Raw genomic sequence first — 18791 nt, 5'->3', positions numbered from 1 at the left:
CAAACGAAAGACCCTAGCGGTGCGACTGCAGATGCCTGCGGTGCAGCCACTTCGGCAGTCCCGGTGCCTCCAGGAAGCCCTCGGCGCGTGCCGAGGCGACGCCGATGCGCAGCAGGTCCGCGCTCTTCTCGAAGAGCAGGAACCTGGGCTCCCAGATGGGGCGGTACTTGGCGTTGGCCCGGTACAGCGACTCGATCTGCCACCAGCGTGAGAAGAAGCTGAGCAGCGAGCGCCACAGTCGCAGCACCGGTCCGGCGCCGAGGCGCGCCCCACGTTCGAAGACGGAACGGAACATGGCGAAGTTGAGCGAGACCTGAGTGATGCCGATCTCCCGGGCGCGCCGCAGCAGTTCGATGACCATGAACTCCATGAGCCCGTTCTCGGTGTCACGGTCGCGCCGCATCAGATCGAGCGAGAGCCCGTGGGGCCCCCAGGGCACGAAGGACAGCAGCGCCCGCAACTCGCCCTCGCCGTCCGCGCATTCGAGCATCACGCACTGACCGTCCTCAGGGTCCCCGAGGCGCCCCAGAGCCATGCTGAACCCGCGCTCGGTGGCCCCGTCGCGCCAGTCGTCGGCCTTCCTCAGCAGGAACCGCATCTCGTCGGCGGGGATGTCGGCGTGGCGCCGGATGCGGACCGTGTACCCGGCGCGCCTGACCCGGTTGCACGCCTGGCGGACCGTGCGCATGGCCCGCCCTTCGAGGGTGAACTCACCGACGTCCACGATCGCCTCGTCGCCGAGTTCGAGCGCGTCCATGCCGTGCCGCGCGTACACGGTCCCGGCCTCCTCGCTCGCGCCCATCACGGCGGGGATCCAGCCCTGCACCCGAGCCTGGGCGAGCCAGGGCTCGATGGCGCCGGGCCATGCCTCCGGGTCGCCGAGCGGATCGCCCGAGGCGAGCGACACCCCGCCGACGACGCGGTACGCCACCGCCGCCTTCCCGGTGGGCGACCAGATCACGCTTTTCTCCCGGCGCAGCGCGAAGTACCCGAGTGAGTCCCGGTCGCCGTGCCTGTCGAGCAGCGCCCGCAGGCGCTTCTCGTCGTCCTCGCTGATCGGGTCGACGGCGCGCCGCGAGCGGAAGGCGGCGTACAGCACGGCGAGGACGAGCAGGGTGCTGAACACGTTGATGGTGACGTTGACCCAGTTGGGCGTGGCGACCCCCGGGTAGTGCGCGTAGTCGACGGCGACCGAGACCAGCCGCAGGGTGCCGTAGCGCCAGCGCTCCAGGAAGGTCGAACGATGGGCGTCCAGGGCGGAGTTGGTGACGGTGACCAGCACTGCGGCGAGCAGTGAGGTGACGAGCAGGCCGCCGGCGGCTACGGCGGCGGCGAGCTTGGGGTTGGACCGGTCGCCCTTGGCGTAGAACTCCCGCCGTCCGGCGAGCAGTGAGCCCAGGAAGGCCGCGGTGAGGATCAGCGAGACCCAGTTCTGGGGGTAGTGCCGGATCTCGGGGAACGTCATGGCGAAGGAGAACAGCAGCAGGAACGGCCCGCTGAGCGCGAGGTTGAGGATCCATGCCGCGCGTTTGCGCCGCCGCATGGTGACGGCCAGGAACATGGTGAAGACGCCGGACGCGAAGCCGGCGGTCAGCAGATAGGGCGTGAAGAGGTTCTCCTGATTGTGCCGTCGTACGTCCTGCCCGAGGGTGACCCATACGGCGGACAGGAAGTTGATGAACGTGACGGCACGCAGATACCAGACGGCGAACGCGGCGGCCCGGCGGGAAGTCGGGCCGGGCCGACGCGCCTCGCTCTCCGCCCGGACCGTACGCTCCTGTTCCGCTTGAAAACGGGCATCTCCCATGAAGGTTGATGATATGGGGCGATGAGGGGTGTGCGGGGGAGCGGTACGGGTGCGCGGGAAGGAGCGCGCTACTCGGTCCGCTCGGCCTGTTCAGTCTCCCCGGCCTGTCCCGTCTCCTCGGTCTCCCCGGCCTGTCCCGTCTTCTCGGTCTCCCCGGTCTGCTCGGGGAGTTCGGCGGACAGGGCCGCCGCCGCCCGGACGAGCGGCAGCGCGAGCAGGGCGCCTGCCCCCTCGCCGACCGTCACACCGTGGTCGAGCAGCGGCTCCAGCGCCATCCGGTCCAGCGCCTTCGCCTGCGCGGGCTCCCCGCTGCTCTGTCCGGCGAGCCACCAGTCCGGGGCGCGGAACGCGACCCGCTGCGCGACCAGCGCGCAGGCCGCCGAGACGACACCGTCGAGGATCACCGGCGTCTTGCGTACGGCGCACTGCAGCAGGAAGCCCGTCATCGCGGCGAGATCGGCCCCGCCCACCGCCGCCAGCAGCTGCAGCTGGTCGCCCAGAACGGGCCTCGCCCGCCGCAGCGCGTCGCGGACGGCCGCGCACTTGCGCATCCACGCCAGGTCGTCGATCGGCAGGCCGCCGCGCCCGGTCACCACGGACGCGTCCGTCCCGCACAGCGCGGCGATCAGCACGGCCGCCGGGGTCGTGCCGCCGACGCTCACATCGCCGAGGACCACCAGATCCGTCCCGGCGTCAGCCTCCTCGTCCGCGACGGCGACTCCCGCCAGGAACGCCGCCTGAGCCTCCTCTAGCGTCAGCGCGTCCTCGACGTCGATCCGGCCGCTGCCGCGCCGCACCCGGTGGCGTCCGACGTCCTTCGGCAGGGACTCCGGGTCGCAGTCGAGCGCCATGTCGACCACGCGCACGGGCACGTTCAGCTGCCGCGCCAGGATCGACGCCGGGCTGCCGCCCTCCAGCAGCGCCCGCACCAGGCGGTCCGCGCTGCCCGCGGCGCGCCTGGACACGCCGAGCGCGGCGATGCCGTGGTCGCCCGCGAACAGTACGAGGCGGGGTCGCTCGATCGGACGCACCGGAACGGCGGACTGCGCTGCCGCCAGCCACTCACCCAGGTCGTCCAGACGGCCGAGCGCACCGGGCGGCACGATCTGACGCTCCCTGCGCGCCTCCGCGTCGCGGCGCACCCCTCCGTCGGGACGCTCGATCAGATCGGTGAAGTCGTCGAGATTAAGCGAGCTCATTGGCCGAACAGTACCGGCAGTGATCGAACGCCGAGGCGCCACGTCGACGGCACGTCATTGCGGCCGGAGACGCGTTCCCGTACGTACCTTTTGGGCACATATGGACTTGCGTCCCTGTCCCCGTCGCCGTCGCCAGGAGCCGCCCATGCCCGCCACCGCCCCGCGTCGTCGTCGCGAGGACTGCCCGTGGTGCGGCTCGACATGGCCGCGCACCTGGGCCGGCGCCCGCCGCCACCGGGCCGCGGCCCGCGCGATGCTGCCCTTCCCGGAGCCGGAGAGCTGGCTCGACGTGGGCACGGGGCACGGCCACTTCCCCGAGACCGCCAGGGAGATCCACCCGTACACGTCCTTCGACGGCCTCGACACCACGCCGCTCGTGAACGAGGCCCGGGCCGCGGGGCGCGTCGAGGAGGCCCACCGCGGACACCTCACCGACCCGCGGATCCTCGCCCGGCTGCGCTCCCGCTACGACGTCGTCAGCATGTTCCGCCATCTGGAGTACACCCCCGACCCGCGCGCCGAACTGCGTGCGGCCCTGACCCTGTTGCGTCCCGGCGGCCACCTGCTCGTCGAGGCCCCCGACGACCCGTCAGCGGCCCTGGAGGCGCTCGGCTGCACGGTCGTCGCCACGGACCGCCGCATCCCACTGCCGAGAGGCATCCGCATCCCCGCCGCCCGCCGGATCATCGCGCGCGCCGCGGCGTCACCCGCGTAGGGTCAGCGCCTGCCCGGCGACCACCAGCAGCACGTGCTCGCACTCCGACGCGAACGCGGCGTTCAGACGGCCGAGTTCGTCACGGTAGCGGCGGCCGGACGCGGTCGCCGGGACGATGCCCGAACCGACCTCGTTCGAGACGGCGACGACCGTGCGGCGCGTGTCACGCACCGCCCCCGCGAGCTGCTCCACCCGCGCCCGCAACGCCCGCTCACCGCCGCTCGCCCACTCGGCGTCGTCCCACGCGTTCACCGAGTCCATCGCGTCGGTCAGCCACAGCGACAGGCAGTCGATCAGCAGCGGCGGCCCGTCGTCCTTCAGCAGAGGCACCAGGTCGCAGGTCTCGACGGTGCGCCAGGACCCGGAGCGCCGCTCCCGGTGCGCGGCCACCCGCGCCGCCCACTCCGTGTCCCCGCCCCGCGTACCGCCCGTCGCCACGTACAGCACATCCGGAAACGCCTCCAGACGGCGCTCCGCCTCCACCGACTTCCCCGAGCGCGCCCCGCCCAGCACCAGGGTGCGCCGCGGTACGTCCGGCACGTCCTCGTACGAGCCGACGGGCAGCGTCGTCCCGTCCGGCACTGCCCGCGCCCCCGCCGCCGCGAGCCTGCGCCGCAGTTCGGCGCCCGGGGGCACATCGTGATCGAGATGGACGGCGACGACATCGGTCGCGGCCGTCAGCGCGCCCACCGCCCGCAGCCTCGCCAGCGCGTCCGGACGCCCCACGGCATCGGCGAGCACCATGTCGTACGGCGCCGCCGGTTCCTCCAGACCGGCCGGTGCCCCGCCCGGCGGCAGATACAGCAGCCGCAGCCCGTCGGGACCGGTCACCGCGTAGCCCGTGCCCGGCGCGTCCATCGCCAGGGCCCGCACCCTGTGCCCCGTCAGCAGTGCCAACTCCCGCCCGTCCGGCACCCGCACGGGCCCCGGCAGGCCCGCGGGGACCTCGACCGGCGGCCCGTCGTGCGGATGCGTCAGCAGCACCTGACCCACACCACCCAGCGACCGCCCGGCGCGCGCGGCGGCGAGCGCCACCCCCGGGGTCAGATCGAGCAACAGCGTCCCGTCCACGAGCACCGAGGTCGCCGCGCGCGCCTCTTCACCGAGCGCCCGCGCACAGGCGGAACAGGGACAGTCGGGACGGGGCAGCCCCTCAGGGGCACCGGTGCCGAGCAACGTAATATCCACGCCCCGATTTTCCCGCCTCCCCCCACCCACCGCGCGCCCGCCACAACGGTTCCGACAAACAGGCACACACCACGGAGCCACGAGGGGCAGAGCCCCACACCCTCCGAGAACGCGCCACCCGCACATCCCCGTGACGCACGGTGTGGGCTGGATAGGGGCGCGGGGAACTGCGCGATGAACCACGACGGACCCGCACCCGTCGACGCACGGTGTGGGCTCGATGGGGGCGCGGGGAACTGCGCAATCCCCCACGACAGACCCGCACTCGACGACGCACGGGCATGCCCGATAGGGGCGCGGGGAACTGCGCAAACCGCATAGGCTCACCCCGCAGCCGACCCAACCCCCGGCTACACCCCGCTCGTATCTTGGAGGCACACATGACGACCTGGACGTGGCGGTTCGAGAAGTCCGACGGCACCGAGGTCCCGCCCGCTGTCACGCCCGAGGAGTTCACCACGCAGGGCGACGCCGAATCCTGGGTCGGAGAACACTGGCGGGAACTCCTGGACGGAGGCGCCGACCAGGTCCGCCTGTTCGAGGACACCACGGAGATCTACGGCCCGATGAACCTGCACGCGGACGAGTCGTAGCCCCCGACGGACAAGGCGAGGGCGCCCCGGCCCCTCGCCCCCCGGGACTACTGCTCACCCAAGGTGATGCCGACCGTCCGCTGGCGCCCTTCACGCGTATACGTGACCGTCGTCTTCTGCCCCGCCTTGTCCCCGGCGAGGGCCTCCGCGAGGGAGGTGATCGTGGTGACAGCCGTGTCATCCAGCCGGGTGATGACGTCCCCGGCCATCAGCCCGGCCTTGTCGGCCGCCCCGCCGCGCTTGACCTCGACCACCGCGACCCCGACCGGCCGGTAGCCGCCGTTCACCACCGTGCGGCCGGTGATGCCGAGGGCGGCCCGCCCCGAGTTGGTCACCCGGCCGCTCTGGATGATCTGGTCGGCGATGGTCTTCACGGTGGACGCCGGAATCGCGAACCCGATGCCGGGCGCCGCGCTGCCCCCGAGAGCCGCGTCGATCGCGGCGAGCGTGGGGATGCCGATGACCTGGCTGTTCAGGTCGACGAGCGCACCGCCGCTGTTCCCCGGGTTGATCGCCGCCGAGGTCTGCACCATGTTCGCTATGGTCGCGCCGGTGCCGCCCTGCGTCGCGCCCTCGCTGACGGTCCGGCCGGTCGCCGAGACGATTCCCTGGGTCACGCTCGACGACAGTCCGAGCGGCGAGCCCATGGCGAGGACGATCTGCCCCACCGCCACCTTGGCGGAGTCCCCGAAGGACGCGGGCCGCAGCCCGCCGGGCACCTTGTCCAGCTTGACGACGGCGAGATCCTGATCGGGGTAGGAGTAGACGAGGCGCGCGGTGAGCGGGGACACGCTGCCCGCCGTGATCACCTGGAAGGTCTTCTCGTACCCGACCACGTGCGCGTTGGTGACGATATGCCCCTTGTCGTCGTACACCACGCCGGAGCCGAGGGCTTCACCGGCCTGGACCTGCACCACCGAGGGGAGCACGTTCTTGATGACCCTCTGGTACTCGCTCTGCAAGTCGCTCGCGGTCGAGGGGACGGAGACCCGCGGATTCGCGGAGGCGGTCTTCCCGGCGACGGGCCCCGACGTCCCGGTGCAGCCCCCGAGCAGGATCAGCGAGGAGGCCAGAAGCGGAGCCCACAGCAGCCGAAGGACTCGGGTACGGGAAGGGTCCATGCCCCGAGTCTCGGCTCGCCACGCCCGCGCCGCTTTCCCGGTGCGCCCGAATGGTGCCGCCTGCGCCGCACTGCCCCTGCGCCGCACTGCCCCTACGCCGTGCCGCCCCTACGCCGTACCGCCCCGCACTCCGCACAGATGCAGCAGCGCCGCGACCCGCCGATAGGGATCCGTCTTTCCGGCCCGCTCCTCCGCCGCCAGGAGCGGCCCCATGTCAGCGGGCGGCTCGGCGCCGTCAGCCGTCGTGTCGGTGAAGACCCGCACCCCGTACCACGTCTGGAGGGGCGCCCCGATACCGGCGAGCGTGGCGGTCAGCGTCTCCAGCCGGTCCGCGCGCACATCGAGCCCGAGCCGGTTGGCGTAGTTCACGGTGTCGAACGCGCCGAGCGCGCCCGCCCAGTCGCCCGAAAGACCCGGGCGCATGGCCAGCGCGTCCCCGTTGCGGACGAGCAGCGACAGCAGACCGCCGGGCGCGAGCATCCGTGCCAGCCCGGCAACGAGCGGATCGGGCTCCTCGACGTACATCAGGACCCCGTGGCACAGCACCACGTCGAAGCTGCCCGGCAGGAAGTGAACCCCCGTGTCCCGGCCGTCGCCCTCGATGATCCGCATGCGCTCCCGGATGCCCTCCGGTTCCCCGGACAGGGCGTCGCGGGCCACGGAGATCATCTTCGGGTCCTGTTCCAGCCCGGTGACCCGGTGCCCCGCCCGGGCCAGGCGCAGTGCCTGTGTGCCCTGGCCCATGCCCACGTCGAGAACCCGCAGACGCTGCCCGACCGGGAAGCGCCCGGCGATCTGCTCGTCGAGCTGCCGGGCCACGAGCTCCTGCCGTACGACATCGCGCAGACCGCCGAGACCGCTCAGCCAGGCGTCGACCGCGCCCCCGGCGAAGGGTTCCGCGCTCAGGGCTTTTCCCCGCGCTTGACCTGCGGCTTCGGCAGCCGGAGCCGGCGCATCTGCAGGGAGCGCATCAGCGCGTAGGCGACCGCGCCCCGCGTGTTCTGGCCCGCGAAGCGCTCCTTCAGGCGCTTGCGCAACTGGAACGCGGACAGGATCGAGTCGAGCACGATCAGCACGATCACGACCAGCCACAGCAGCAGCGCGATGTTCTGTACCTGAGGCACCTTCACCACGGTCAGGACCAGGATGACCACGGCCAGCGGCAGGAAGAACTCCGCGACGTTGATGCGCGCGTCGACATGGTCACGCGCGAACTTGCGGACCGGACCCTTGTCCCGTGCCGGCAGATAGCGCTCGTCACCATTGGCCAGCGCCTGGCGCTGCCTCTCGAGCTGAACGCGCCGATCCTCGCGCTGACGCTTGGTGGCGTCCTTGCGCGTCATCGGAGTGCTGGCGACGCTGCGGCGCTGGGACTGGGCCTCGCTGCGCTTGGGCGTTGGGCGACCCTTCTTGGCCTGCGGGTCACGGGGCTGCTTGGAGTCGGTCACCGGGGCCTTGTCGGCTACCTGGGCCTTCTCTTCCTTGGCACGGCTACGGAACACAAAATCCAAGGGTACGGGGTCCGGACGCATGGACCCCAGCCCAGCCGGGAACGATCCGGCAACGCCGGTCGTCCTGTAAGGGGACAGAGAACCCCAAATCGAAGCCCGAGAGGAAGACCGCCACCGTTCTCCGGGAATCCGCCTGAGGGAATCCGGGAGTCGTCCCGTACGTAACCTGGGGGGACACCTACTCCCTACGCCGGAGCGGGATCGTACGCAGTCGTCCTTGGGGATGACCGCATCCGCTCCCGAACAGTGCGGTAATGGATGCAGGGCCCGTACTGTGGGTTCTGCAGCAGACCTGTGAGCTGGAGTCCGTCAGAAGGGGGCGCGCGAAGCCCATGAGCGGTGTCATGAAGCGTATGGGGATGATCTTCCGCGCGAAGGCGAACAAGGCCCTTGACCGGGCCGAGGACCCGCGCGAGACCCTCGATTACTCGTACCAGAAGCAGCTGGAGCTGCTGCAGAAGGTGCGCCGCGGTGTCGCCGACGTGGCGACCAGCCGCAAGCGCCTGGAGCTGCAGCTCAACCAGCTCCAGGGCCAGTCCTCCAAGCTGGAGGACCAGGGTCGCAAGGCGCTCGCGCTCGGCCGTGAGGACCTGGCCCGCGAGGCGCTGTCCCGGCGCGCCGCCCTCCAGCAGCAGGTGACCGACCTGGAGACCCAGCACCAGACGCTTCAGGGCGAGGAGGAGAAGCTCACGCTGGCGGCCCAGCGGCTCCAGGCGAAGGTGGACGCCTTCCGCACGAAGAAGGAGACCATCAAGGCCACCTACACCGCGGCCCAGGCGCAGACCCGTATCGGCGAGGCGTTCTCCGGCATCTCGGAGGAGATGGGCGACGTCGGTCTGGCCATCCAGCGGGCCGAGGACAAGACGGCGCAGCTCCAGGCCCGTGCGGGCGCGATCGACGAGCTCCTGGCCTCGGGCGCCCTGGACGACCCCTCCGGCATGGCCAAGGACGACATCCAGGCCGAGCTGGACCGGCTCTCCGGCGGCACGGACGTCGAGCTGGAACTGCAGCGCATGAAGGCCGAACTGGCCGGGGGCTCCTCCTCCGAACGCCAGGCCATCGAGGGCGGCAACGGCCAGGGACAGACCCAGTCCCACCAGCAGGACACCCCACGCTTCGACAAGCAGTGACACCGTCCGAGGAGGGCGACATGATCGTACGGATCATGGGGGAGGGGCAGGTGGAGCTGGACGATGCCCACTTCACCGAGCTGAACAAGCTGGACGACGAGCTGCTCCGGGAGACGGAGAGCGGCGACGAACAGGGCTTCCGCCGCACCCTGAACGCCCTCCTGGACGCGGTCCGCCGCCTGGGCACCCCGCTGCCCGACGACTCCCTGGAGCCGTCGGAACTGATCCTGCCGTCCCCGGACGCGAGCCTGGCGGAGGTCCGCGCGATGCTGAACGAGGACGGCCTGATCCCGGGCTGACAGTACGGTCCGACCGGCGCTCGAGACCGAATCCCGAGCGCCCCGGGCCCGGGCCCGGCCGAGTCGGGGCCCCACCAGCCCGTCCGGCGATTGAGGACGAGGCCGTTCAGGCCGAACGGGGGTCTGGGGGCGGCAGCCCCCAGCAAGGGCACGCCACACCTGGCAACCCCAAAGCCCCCGGGCACCGGAACAACCCCGTTCCGCCCGTCGCAGGCGAGGACGCTGAGAATGAGCACGCTGGAACGCACCCGACACCGCCTACGGGCCCACCCCCTGGTCCTGGACGCCGCCCTCGCCTGCGGCGTCCTCGTCTGCATGGTGGCCGGCTCCCTCGTCGACCCTCACGGCGAGAACGGCCCCGCCTGGAGCGCCCACACCCCCGGCGCCCTCAGTCTCACGCTCATGGTGCTCGGCGCGACGGCGCTGGTCCTCCGGCGCAGCGCCCCCCTGCCCGTCCTCGGGGTCACGGTCGTCCTCTCCCTGGTGGAGATCGTCACCGCCGACCCCCGCGCACCCGTCGCCATGTCCGCGGTCATCGCCCTGTACACCGTGGCCTCCACCACCGACCGCCCCACCACCTGGCGCGTCGGCCTGCTCACCATGACCGTGCTGACCGGCGCCGCGATGCTGGCCGGCCTGTTCCCCTGGTACGCCCAGGAGAACCTCGGCCTCTTCGCCTGGACCGGCATGGCCGCGGCGGCGGGCGACGCCGTACGCAGCCGCCGTGCCGTGATCCAGGCCATCAGGGAGCGCGCCGAGCGGGCGGAACGCACCCGCGAGGAGGAGGCCCGCCGCCGTGTGGCCGAGGAGCGGCTGCGCATCGCCCGTGATCTGCACGATGTAGTGGCCCATCACATCGCCCTGGTCAATGTGCAGGCCGGGGTCGCGGCGCATGTGATGGACCGGCGCCCCGACCAGGCGAAGGAGGCACTCGCCCATGTCCGGGAGGCCAGCCGCTCCGCGCTGAACGAACTGCGTGCGACGGTGGGACTGCTCAGGCAGTCGGGCGACCCCGAGGCCCCCACCGAGCCCGCCCCCGGCCTGGCCCGGCTCGATGAACTCGCCGACACGTTCCGCAACGCGAGCCTCCCCGTGGAGGTAGCCCGCGCGGACGACGGCACCGTTCTGCCCGCCGCCGTCGACCTGGCCGCGTACCGGGTCATACAGGAGGCGCTCACGAATGTGCAGAAGCACGCGGGCCACCGGGCGAAGGCCGAGGTGAGCGTCGTGCGCGTGGGCCCGACCCTGGAAATCACCGTGCTGGACAACGGAGCGGGCACGACCGTCGGCCCTCAGGCCGACCGCACCGACCCCACCTGCCCCGCCGGCCCGGTCGAACCCCCCGCCCCCGGCGGCCACGGCCTCCTGGGCATGCGTGAGCGTGTCACCGCACTGGGCGGTGCCCTCACCGCCGGTCCCCGCTACGGAGGCGGCTTCCGGGTCCATGCGATCCTGCCGGTCGACCACCACGCGACCACCGCGGCCGGAGAGCCCGTACGACCGCGGTGACCACCGCCCCCGAAAGCCCCCTCGTCCCTGGCCCCCTACTCTTCGGAGAGCCCCCCCATGACCATCCGCGTCCTGCTCGCCGACGACCAGGCGCTGCTGCGCAGCGCCTTCCGCGTGCTGGTCGACTCCGAGCCGGACATGGAGGTGGTGGGCGAGGCGTCCGACGGCGCGGAGGCGGTGCGGCTGGCCGGGGAGCGGCGCCCGGACGTCGTCCTCATGGACATCCGGATGCCCGGCACGGACGGCCTCACGGCCACCCGTCTGATCTGCGCGGACCCCGCACTGGCCCAGATCCGGGTGGTGATCCTGACGACCTTCGAGGTGGACGACTACGTCGTGCAGTCGCTGCGCGCCGGGGCCTCCGGTTTTCTCGGCAAGGGCTCCGAGCCTCAGGAACTGCTGAACGCCATTCGCATCGCGGCCGACGGCGAGGCTCTGCTGTCTCCCGCCGCCACCAAGGGGCTCATCGCCCGGTTCCTCGCCCAGAGCGAGGCGGACGACTTGCGTGACCCGGCCCGCTCCGAGCGGCTCGGCACGCTCACCGGACGCGAGCGCGAGGTGCTGGTGCAGGTCGCGGGCGGCCACTCCAACGACGAGATCGCCGAGCGCCTGCAGGTCAGCCCACTGACGGTGAAGACACACGTCAACCGGGCCATGGCCAAGCTGGGCGCCCGGGACCGGGCCCAACTCGTCGTCATCGCCTACGAGTCCGGGCTGGTGCGCCCCAGGGTGGGCTGAGCACGGCGGTCCGCGCGTTACACCCACGGGTGGAGCGGGCCCCAGCGCGCCGTACTGCGCCCGCAGTATGCACACCATAAGGAAATCGCCCTCGGGCTGACGGAACCACCCTGTCCCATGGCTCAAGGTGTTAGGAGGGCGCCGACAAGCGCCCCGAACTGTCCGCTCAGCCACACAGAGAGACGCCGACCCATGTCCTGGCTGTCACGATTCAGCCTCGCGCAACGGGCCCTGATAGCGCTGATGTCCATCGTCGCGCTCGTCTTCGGGGCGATCGCGATCCCGCAGCTCAAGCAGCAGCTCCTGCCCACCATCAACCTGCCCGTCGTGTCCGTCCTGGTTCCGTACCAGGGCGCGTCGCCCGACGTGGTCGAGAAGCAGGTAGTCGAACCCCTCGAAGACAACATCCAGGCCGTTTCCGGCATCAAGGGCGTCACCTCCACGGCGAGCGAAGGCAACGCCGTCATCATGGCGTCCTTCGACTACGGCAACGACACCAAGCAGCTCGTCGCCGATGTCCAGCAGGCCGTCAACCGAGCCCGCGTCAAGCTCCCGGACTCGGTCGACCCGCAGGTCATCGCCGGTTCGACGGACGACATCCCGACCGTCGTCCTCGCCGTCACCTCGGACAAGGACCAGCAGGCCCTGTCCGACCAGCTCGACACCACCCTCGTGCCCGCCCTGAAGGACATCTCCGGCGTCGGCCAGGTCACCGTCAACGGTGTACGGGACCTCCAGGTCACCGTCACGCCCGACAACGCGAAGCTGGCGCAGGCCGGGCTGAACCCGGCCGCCCTCGGCCAGGCCCTGCAGGCGGGCGGCGCGACGGTTCCCGCGGGCTCCTTCGACGAGAACGGCAGCAACCGCACCGTCCAGGTCGGCGGCGGGCTCACCTCGCTCGACCAGATCCGGAACCTCATGGTCACGGGCGGGACGGGCGGCGAGGCCGCCAAGAAGCCCGTACGCCTCGGTGACGTCGCCACGGTCCGCCAGGAGGAGGCCAAGGCCGACTCGATCACCCGCACGGACGGCCGTCCGAGCCTCGCCGTGGCCGTGACCATGGACCACGACGGCAGCGCGGTCGCCATCTCCCAGGCCGTCAAGGACAAGCTGCCCGGCCTGCGCAAGGACCTCGGCTCCGGCGCCACCATCACCGTGGTCAGCGACCAGGGCCCGGCGGTCTCCAAGTCCATCCACGGACTGACGACCGAGGGCGCGCTCGGCCTGCTCTTCGCGGTCCTCGTGATCCTGGTCTTCCTGGCGTCGATGCGCTCGACCCTGGTCACGGCGGTGTCGATCCCGCTGTCGGTGGTCCTCGCCCTGATCGTCCTGTGGACGCGTGACGTGTCCCTGAACGTGCTCACGCTCGGCGCGCTGACCATCGCCATCGGCCGGGTCGTGGACGACTCGATCGTGGTCCTGGAGAACATCAAGCGGCACCTCGGCTACGGCGAGGAACGGCAGACGGCGATCCTCACCGCGGTGCGCGAGGTGGCCGGCGCGGTGACCTCGTCCACCCTGACGACGGTGGCCGTCTTCCTGCCGATCGGTCTGGTCGGCGGCATGGTGGGCGAGCTGTTCGGCTCGTTCTCCCTCACGGTGACGGCGGCCCTGCTGGCCTCGCTGCTGGTGTCGCTGACGGTCGTACCGGTCCTGTCGTACTGGTTCCTGCGCGCCCCGAAGTCCCTCCCCGAGGACGCGGCGGAAGCGCGCCGGGCCGCCGAGGAGAAGGAGGCGAAAAGCCGCCTCCAGCGCCTCTACGTGCCTGTCCTGCGCTTCGCGACCCGCCGCCGCCTCACCAGCGTGGCCATCGCGGTGGTCGTCCTGGTCGGCACCTTCGGCATGGCGCCCCTGCTGAAGACGAACTTCTTCGACCAGGGCGAGCAGCAGGTCCTGACCGTCAAGCAGAATCTGAAGCCGGGCACGAGCCTGGCGGCGACGGACGAGCAGGCCCAGAAGGTCGAGAAGATGCTCGCCGGGGTGAAGGGCGTCAAGGACTACCAGGTCACGGTGGGCTCGTCCGGCTTCATGGCCGCCTTCGGCGGCGGCACCGGCAGCAACCAGGCGTCGTACACGGTGATGCTGGACGACTCGGCGAAGTACAAGGACGTGCAGACGCGTGTGGAGCACGGACTGGCCGGGCTCTCCGGGATCGGTTCGACCACGGTGTCGGCCGGGGACGGCTTCGGCAACCAGGACCTCAGCGTGGTCGTGAAGGCGGCCGACGCGGGTGTGCTGCGCAAGGCGTCGGAGCAGGTCCGCTCCGCGGTCGCCGGCCTCAAGAACGTCACGGACGTGTCGAGCGATCTGTCGCAGAGCGTGCCGCGCATCTCGGTGAAGGCCAACTCCCGTGCGGCTGAGGCCGGTTTCAACGACCAGACGCTGGGCGCCGCGGTCGCCGAGGCCGTGCAGGGCTCCACGACCGGCAAGGCGGTCCTGGACGACAGCGAGCGCGACATCGTCATCAGGGCGGCGAAGCCGGCGCAGACGCTGGACGAGCTGAAGCAGCTTCCGCTCGGCCCGGTGAAGCTGGGCGACATCGCCACGGTGAAGCTGGTCGACGGCCCGGTGTCGATGACCCGGATCGACGGCCAGCGCGCGGCGACGATCACGGCGCGTCCGACCGGTGACAACACCGGCGCGGTGAGCGCGGACCTTCAGGCGAAGATCAAGACGCTGAAGCTGCCGGCGGGCGCGAAGGCGGAGATCGGCGGTGTGTCGCAGGACCAGAGCGACGCGTTCAAGAACCTGGGCCTGGCGATGCTGGCGGCGGTCGCGATCGTGTTCATGCTGCTCGTCGCGACGTTCCGCAGCCTGGCCCAGCCGCTGATCCTGCTGGTCTCGATCCCGTTCGCGGCGACCGGCGCGATCGGCCTGCTGGTCGCCACGGGCACCCCGATGGGCGTTCCGGCGATGATCGGCATGCTGATGCTGATCGGCATCGTGGTCACCAACGCGATCGTGCTGATCGACCTGATCAACCAGTACCGCAAGCAGGGCTATGGCGTGGTGGAGGCCGTGATCGAGGGCGGCCGGCACCGTCTGCGCCCGATCCTGATGACGGCCCTGGCCACCATCTTCGCGCTGCTGCCGATGGCCCTCGGGGTCACCGGCGAGGGCGGCTTCATCGCCCAGCCGCTGGCGGTGGTGGTGATCGGCGGCCTGGTCACGTCGACCCTGCTGACCCTCCTCCTCGTCCCGACCCTCTACGCGATGCTGGAGGTCCGCAAGGAGCGCCGCGCGAAGAAGAGGGCGGCGAAGCGGGCGAAGAAGGCGGGTACCCCCGTCGAACCGGCGGAGTCCGAGTCCGGCGAGCCGGAGCCCGCGGGGGTTTAACCCTCCGAGCCCCACAGAGGCCCGGCCCGCACCACATGCGGGCCGGGCTTCACCGTCGCCCACCACGGCTGGACAGCGACGCGGGGAACTGCGCGAATCCCCCCACGACCCCGCAGCCGACGACGCACCTCGCCATGCAGGGGCGCGGGGAACTGCGCAAACCCCTCCCCGCCCCCCCCCGCGCGGCAAGCGCTACGGAAGCGCGAGCATCCGCTCCAGCGCCAGCTTCGCGAACGCCTCGGTCTCCTTGTCCACCTCGATGCGATTGACCAGGTTCCCCTCGGCCAGCGATTCGAGCGCCCACACCAGGTGCGGCAGGTCGATGCGGTTCATGGTCGAGCAGAAGCAGACCGTCTTGTCGAGGAAGACGATCTCCTTGTCCTCCGGAGCGAAACGGTTCGCCAGCCGGCGTACGAGGTTCAGCTCCGTCCCGATGGCCCACTTGGAGCCCGCCGGAGCCGCCTCCAGCGCCTTGATGATGTACTCGGTCGAACCGACGTAGTCCGCGGCGGCCACGACCTCGTGCTTGCACTCGGGGTGGACCAGCACGTTCACTCCGGGAATGCGCTCGCGCACATCGTTGACCGAGTCGAGGCTGAAGCGGCCGTGCACCGAGCAGTGACCCCGCCAAAGGATCATCTTCGCGGCACGCAATTCCTCGGCCGTCAGACCGCCGTTCGGCTTGTGCGGGTTGTAGACGACGCAGTCGTCCAGCGACATGCCCATGTCCCGCACGGCCGTGTTGCGGCCGAGGTGCTGGTCCGGCAGGAACAGGACCTTCTCACCCTGCTGGAAGGCCCACTCCAGGGCGCGCTTCGCGTTCGACGATGTGCAGATCGTGCCGCCGTGCTTGCCGGTGAACGCCTTGATGTCCGCGGACGAGTTCATGTACGAGACCGGTACGACCTGTTCGGCGATGCCCGCCTCGGTCAGCACGTCCCAGCACTCGGCGACCTGCTCGGCCGTGGCCATGTCGGCCATGGAGCAGCCCGCGGCCAGGTCCGGCAGGACCACCTTCTGGTCGTCGGTCGTCAGGATGTCCGCCGACTCCGCCATGAAGTGGACGCCGCAGAACACGATGTACTCGGCCTCAGGCCGCGCCGCGGCGTCCCGGGCCAGCTTGAAGGAGTCGCCCGTGACGTCCGCGAACTGGATGACCTCGTCGCGCTGGTAGTGGTGGCCCAGCACGAAGACCTTGTTCCCGAGCTTCTCCTTCGCCGCGCGGGCACGCTCCACCAGGTCCGGGTCGGACGGCGAGGGCAGGTCGCCGGGGCACTCGACGCCCCGTTCGCTCCTCGGGTCGGCCTCACGGCCGAGCAGCAGCAGGGCGAGGGGCGTCGGCTGTACGTCGAGCTCCTGGGTCTGGGCGGTGGTCACGACACGCACCCTTTCTGTTCTGCGGCTCGCCGACCCTCGGACGGGTCGGCGGGACATCGGGACTAGCCTTTTCGTCTAATTGACGCTATCCATCATAACCGGTTCACGTCAGTTTGACGATGGCGATAGCGTCGATGTGACGTGAATCCCGGCCGCCCCCACAGCCCGTCGACGGGGTGACGACCGGCCGTCACGGGGGTGTCGTGGGGTTGTCCACAGGCTGCTGTGCGTGTTCCGCCGCGTATGCGAGCATGAGTGGAGGGAGCGAGAAGAAACGCGCCCGGCCCGGAATGAATCCGTGGCCACGCCGGTTGCACTCGTCGGCAAGCAGTCTCCGTACAACCCGGGAGAGATGTAGATGTCCGTACAGGACGAGACCAGCACCGTCACCGACGGCATCATCCTGACCGACGCCGCCGCGGCCAAGGTCAAGGCCCTGCTCGACCAGGAAGGCCGTGACGACCTGGCGCTGCGTGTCGCGGTCCAGCCCGGCGGCTGCTCCGGCCTGCGTTACCAGCTCTTCTTCGACGAGCGTTCTCTCGACGGCGACGTGGAGAAGGACTTCGGCGGGGTCAAGGTCGTCACCGACCGCATGAGCGCCCCCTACCTGGGCGGCGCCACCGTCGACTTCGTCGACACCATCGAGAAGCAGGGCTTCACGATCGACAACCCGAACGCGACGGGCTCCTGCGCCTGCGGCGACTCCTTCAGCTGATCGGCGCAGACAAAACTGCGTATACGAAGGCGGCGTCCCCACACGGGGACGCCGCCTTCGTGCGTGCCGTCTCACCTCACCGCGAGTGCTGGGTCTCCACCCCGCCCGGAGGCGCCTTCGGCAGACCGCCCGGTGTCTTCTGCGCGATCGCCGCTCCATCCGAACCGACCACCTGGCGGTCGCCGAGAGGCGCCTTCAGATGCAGCGTCGTGCGGTAGATCCTCGCCATCATGATGCAGTTCTTGCCCCGCCAGGGCTTCTCCGCGACGGTCACCGTCACACGTCCGGAGTCCTCCCTCGCGGACGCCGCGTAGTCGGCGCACACCCCGCCCTCGTAGGCGATGGTGAGGTCCTTGCCCTCGGCCGTGTAGCCCATGACCTTCACCTGGTGCGTGGCGGAGACCGAGGGGCTCGGCTGCCCGGGCGGCTGCGGCGTGGCCAGGTACTTCGGGTCGATCGCCGGATGGGTCACCGTGATGTCGTCAGCGGCCCCCGAGGACCGCACCTCGTACAGCCACGACGGAATCAGCACCTGCCGCATGCCCACCGAGTGCGCGGCCAGCCCGAACACCGCGCCCTTCACGGTCGCGGAGGTCTGCGTCGGGGGCGTGGTGAACGCCTTGCAGGGCGCCTCGTCCCGGTCCTTGACCGGCACGGGGGCGGCGCAGCCGCCGATGCCCATGCGACCACCGCTGTACCGCCCGGGCGTGGCGTTCATCAGGCTCAACGCCTTCTTCGCGCTGATGACGGGGTAGACGGCGCCCTTGGCCGGGGTCAGGAGGTTGCCGCTGCCGCCGATCACCTTGCCCTGGGGGCTGATCTGCAGACCGGTCGTCCAGCCGTACGTCGGCAGCCCGCCCACCCTGGGGGCGGCGTTCACCACCCGCACCTGGTCCATGAGCTGCGACGCGTCCAGTTTCGCGTCCTCCTGGCCGACCGCCTTGAGCACTCCGGCCGCCGCCTTCTCGGCCGCCGCCTCACTCACCGCACCCGACCCCGCAGAGCCGCAGGGCTTGCCCCTGGCGCAGTTGTCGGTGCCGGGCGTGTAGGAGCTGAACGTCCACATGCCCGGCGCGCTCCCGTTCACCCGCAGACTCGGCGACGAGCCGTCCTTCGTCGCCCCCACCTGCCAGGTGCCGCCGACCTGCCTCGGTGTGCCGGCCACGTCCAGCGCCCTGGCGAGCCGGGCCACCTCGTCCCTGGTCACCGTGCCCGTCGCCCAGTACACCGGTGCCGTCTTCGGGCCGTCGGGAAGGCCGCCCGGCGCGGTGTACGTCATGCCGTACGGGTTCGGCTCGCCGACCGCGATGCCGGGCGCGCCGCCGTGGCCGTCGAGGGCCAGCGCCGGGGGAGTGCCGTGCCCGCCCGGTGCCCGGCCGTCGCCCGGTCCCGCGGACGCGGTCGCGGCGACATACGCGCCGCCGCCCCCGATGAGCAGGACCGCGACCGAGGCGACGATCGCGGGGGAGCGCCTCAGGCTCCTCCGGGTATCGGGGGCGTCACTCGTGTCGTCGGTTCGCTCGGTGTCCACCGCATCGCTCCTTCGGCTCAAC

The 18791-nt window shown here is 71.1% G+C and carries 16 protein-coding genes; 8 read left to right on the top strand and 8 right to left on the bottom strand.

Annotation, left to right across the window (positions count from 1 at the left end):
* Positions 1–13: 13 nt before the first annotated feature.
* Positions 14–1807, bottom strand: coding sequence for a phosphatidylglycerol lysyltransferase domain-containing protein (locus ABZ845_RS01685; RefSeq protein ID WP_360971771.1), 1794 nt, complete (start codon positions 1805–1807; stop codon positions 14–16).
* A gap of 68 nt (positions 1808–1875) precedes the next feature.
* Positions 1876–3006 carry a nicotinate-nucleotide--dimethylbenzimidazole phosphoribosyltransferase gene (gene cobT / locus ABZ845_RS01680; protein WP_360971769.1) on the bottom strand — a complete coding sequence of 377 codons (1131 nt, stop codon included), beginning with the start codon at positions 3004–3006 and terminating at the stop codon, positions 1876–1878.
* On the opposite strand from cobT, the gene ABZ845_RS01675 reads away from it, so the two are divergent.
* The gene (locus ABZ845_RS01675) at positions 2978–3721 is read left to right on the top strand and encodes a class I SAM-dependent methyltransferase (RefSeq protein WP_360971767.1); all 744 of its coding nucleotides are present in this window, start codon (positions 2978–2980) and stop codon (positions 3719–3721) included. The genes cobT and ABZ845_RS01675 overlap by 29 nt on opposite strands.
* Here ABZ845_RS01675 and ABZ845_RS01670 read toward each other — a convergent pair.
* On the bottom strand, positions 3710–4909 hold the full coding sequence (locus ABZ845_RS01670; protein ID WP_360971765.1) for a bifunctional adenosylcobinamide kinase/adenosylcobinamide-phosphate guanylyltransferase: 1200 nt from the start codon (positions 4907–4909) through the stop codon (positions 3710–3712). The two genes, ABZ845_RS01675 and ABZ845_RS01670, sit on opposite strands and share 12 nt — an antisense overlap.
* A gap of 380 nt (positions 4910–5289) precedes the next feature.
* Here ABZ845_RS01670 and ABZ845_RS01665 point away from each other — a divergent pair, with 380 nt between their 5' ends.
* A complete protein-coding gene (locus tag ABZ845_RS01665) occupies positions 5290–5502 on the top strand; it encodes a hypothetical protein (RefSeq protein ID WP_360971763.1) in 213 nt (70 codons plus the stop codon).
* Between the two features lie 47 nt (positions 5503–5549).
* Here the strand turns inward: ABZ845_RS01665 and ABZ845_RS01660 are convergent, their stop codons facing one another.
* The 3 genes from ABZ845_RS01660 to ABZ845_RS01650 form a co-directional block, all read right to left on the bottom strand.
* A complete protein-coding gene (locus ABZ845_RS01660; protein WP_360971761.1) occupies positions 5550–6623 on the bottom strand; it encodes a trypsin-like peptidase domain-containing protein in 1074 nt (357 codons plus the stop codon).
* 108 nt (positions 6624–6731) lie between these two features.
* On the bottom strand, positions 6732–7442 hold the full coding sequence (locus tag ABZ845_RS01655; RefSeq protein ID WP_360971759.1) for a methyltransferase domain-containing protein: 711 nt from the start codon (positions 7440–7442) through the stop codon (positions 6732–6734).
* Positions 7443–7525: 83 nt separating this feature from the next.
* A complete protein-coding gene (locus tag ABZ845_RS01650; RefSeq protein ID WP_360971757.1) occupies positions 7526–8125 on the bottom strand; it encodes a DUF3043 domain-containing protein in 600 nt (199 codons plus the stop codon).
* Positions 8126–8466: 341 nt separating this feature from the next.
* On the opposite strand from ABZ845_RS01650, the gene ABZ845_RS01645 reads away from it, so the two are divergent.
* The 5 genes from ABZ845_RS01645 to ABZ845_RS01625 all read left to right on the top strand — a co-directional run bounded on the left by ABZ845_RS01645 (position 8467) and on the right by ABZ845_RS01625 (position 15146).
* The gene (locus ABZ845_RS01645) at positions 8467–9264 is read left to right on the top strand and encodes a PspA/IM30 family protein (protein ID WP_360971755.1); all 798 of its coding nucleotides are present in this window, start codon (positions 8467–8469) and stop codon (positions 9262–9264) included.
* Between the two features lie 20 nt (positions 9265–9284).
* Complete coding sequence (locus ABZ845_RS01640; RefSeq protein ID WP_360971753.1) at positions 9285–9563, top strand: hypothetical protein; 279 nt, start codon at positions 9285–9287, stop codon at positions 9561–9563.
* 228 nt (positions 9564–9791) lie between these two features.
* A complete protein-coding gene (locus ABZ845_RS01635; RefSeq protein ID WP_360971751.1) occupies positions 9792–11072 on the top strand; it encodes a histidine kinase in 1281 nt (426 codons plus the stop codon).
* A 57-nt stretch (positions 11073–11129) separates the two neighbouring features.
* Positions 11130–11810 (top strand): response regulator transcription factor, encoded by a 681-nt coding sequence (locus ABZ845_RS01630; RefSeq protein ID WP_360971749.1) that lies wholly within the window; start codon positions 11130–11132, stop codon positions 11808–11810.
* Positions 11811–12002: 192 nt separating this feature from the next.
* Positions 12003–15146 (top strand): efflux RND transporter permease subunit, encoded by a 3144-nt coding sequence (locus ABZ845_RS01625; protein ID WP_360971747.1) that lies wholly within the window; start codon positions 12003–12005, stop codon positions 15144–15146.
* Positions 15147–15338: 192 nt separating this feature from the next.
* Here the strand turns inward: ABZ845_RS01625 and nadA are convergent, their stop codons facing one another.
* Positions 15339–16523: a quinolinate synthase NadA gene (nadA, locus tag ABZ845_RS01620; protein WP_360971745.1), complete on the bottom strand. Its 1185-nt coding sequence runs from the start codon at positions 16521–16523 to the stop codon at positions 15339–15341.
* A gap of 358 nt (positions 16524–16881) precedes the next feature.
* On the opposite strand from nadA, the gene ABZ845_RS01615 reads away from it, so the two are divergent.
* Positions 16882–17238 (top strand): iron-sulfur cluster assembly accessory protein, encoded by a 357-nt coding sequence (locus ABZ845_RS01615; protein ID WP_360971743.1) that lies wholly within the window; start codon positions 16882–16884, stop codon positions 17236–17238.
* Between the two features lie 76 nt (positions 17239–17314).
* On the opposite strand, the gene ABZ845_RS01610 is transcribed toward ABZ845_RS01615, so the two are convergent.
* Complete coding sequence (locus ABZ845_RS01610; RefSeq protein ID WP_360971741.1) at positions 17315–18769, bottom strand: hypothetical protein; 1455 nt, start codon at positions 18767–18769, stop codon at positions 17315–17317.
* Between the last annotated feature and the right edge of the window lie 22 nt (positions 18770–18791).

The organism is Streptomyces sp. NPDC047022, from assembly GCF_040644155.1.
GTDB lineage: Bacteria > Actinomycetota > Actinomycetes > Streptomycetales > Streptomycetaceae > Streptomyces.
The sequence above is the reverse complement of the archived record's forward strand: the minus strand, read 5'-3'. Positions and strand labels throughout refer to the sequence as shown.

Excerpts from the sequence above, each read along its gene's own strand:
- ABZ845_RS01685 (WP_360971771.1), bottom strand. The coding sequence starts at position 1,807 with ATGGGAGATGCCCGTTTTCAAGCGGAACAGGAGCGTACGGTCCGGGCG.
- ABZ845_RS01660 (WP_360971761.1), bottom strand. The coding sequence starts at position 6,623 with ATGGACCCTTCCCGTACCCGAGTCCTTCGGCTGCTGTGGGCTCCGCTT.
- cobT (WP_360971769.1), bottom strand. The coding sequence starts at position 3,006 with ATGAGCTCGCTTAATCTCGACGACTTCACCGATCTGATCGAGCGTCCC.
- ABZ845_RS01665 (WP_360971763.1), top strand. The coding sequence starts at position 5,290 with ATGACGACCTGGACGTGGCGGTTCGAGAAGTCCGACGGCACCGAGGTC.
- ABZ845_RS01640 (WP_360971753.1), top strand. The coding sequence starts at position 9,285 with ATGATCGTACGGATCATGGGGGAGGGGCAGGTGGAGCTGGACGATGCC.
- ABZ845_RS01615 (WP_360971743.1), top strand. The coding sequence starts at position 16,882 with ATGTCCGTACAGGACGAGACCAGCACCGTCACCGACGGCATCATCCTG.
- ABZ845_RS01630 (WP_360971749.1), top strand. The coding sequence starts at position 11,130 with ATGACCATCCGCGTCCTGCTCGCCGACGACCAGGCGCTGCTGCGCAGC.
- ABZ845_RS01625 (WP_360971747.1), top strand. The coding sequence starts at position 12,003 with ATGTCCTGGCTGTCACGATTCAGCCTCGCGCAACGGGCCCTGATAGCG.
- ABZ845_RS01635 (WP_360971751.1), top strand. The coding sequence starts at position 9,792 with ATGAGCACGCTGGAACGCACCCGACACCGCCTACGGGCCCACCCCCTG.
- ABZ845_RS01645 (WP_360971755.1), top strand. The coding sequence starts at position 8,467 with ATGAGCGGTGTCATGAAGCGTATGGGGATGATCTTCCGCGCGAAGGCG.